General features: G+C 66.5%; 2 protein-coding genes. Both read right to left on the bottom strand.

Going from position 1 to position 653, the window contains the following annotated elements; all coding sequences use genetic code 11:
- Positions 1-308, bottom strand: a 308-nt coding sequence (locus RA19_RS25345) for a LysE family translocator (protein ID WP_039168706.1), incomplete at its 3' end; no start/stop codon positions are given.
- Between the two features lie 167 nt (positions 309-475).
- Positions 476-653: HU family DNA-binding protein (locus RA19_RS25340; protein ID WP_039168703.1), on the bottom strand; the 178-nt coding region annotated here is incomplete at its 5' end.

The following is a 653-nucleotide window of genomic DNA, read 5'->3' as shown; positions in this document are numbered from 1 at the left end:
CTCAGCTCAGGCGCGCCGGGGCGCAGTGCCGAGCGGGCCGAGCGCAGCGCCAGGTACATCAGGTAGGCGGCACCGAAATAGCGGACTACCTCAAAGATCCAGGCATTGGCCAGCATCACGGCGCCAAGGCCAAAGGCGGCAGATACCGACCAGATCAGGGAACCGCTGCTGATGCCGGCAGCCACTGCTAGCCCGGCAGCGCGGCCGCGCTGCATAGCGGTGCCGGCGATTGTCAGCGTGGCCGGCCCGGGGCTGCAGGCTGCCAAAAGGCCAGCGCCCAGGATCAGGATGAGATTGACGTTTTCCATGCCGCGCCTCCCTTGCGGTTTGCAGGCAAGGTGCGCCTCTGTGCCCGGCTTTGCAATCAGGAACGCTGCGGCGGCGGACGAACGGTTCAGCGGACGCGCGGCCCTGGCAAAAGAAAAGGGCCGCCCGCGAAGGGGCAGCCCTGAAACCGTCCGGATGGTCTCCGATATCAGCCGTTCACGCTGTCTTTCAGCGCTTTGGCGATGGTCATCTTCACCACCTTGTCGGCTTCTTTGGTGAACTTCTCGCCGGTGGCCGGGTTGCGCACTTCGCGCTCGGGACGCTCGCGGCAGTAGATCTTGCCGACGCCCGGCAGAGTCACGGCACCGCCGCCCGACACTTCGCGG

The sequence above is a fragment of the Leisingera sp. ANG-M1 genome (assembly GCF_000813745.1).
Taxonomy (GTDB): domain Bacteria; phylum Pseudomonadota; class Alphaproteobacteria; order Rhodobacterales; family Rhodobacteraceae; genus Leisingera.
Note: the sequence above shows the minus strand (reverse complement) of the source record. Positions and strands in the feature narration are given on the sequence as shown.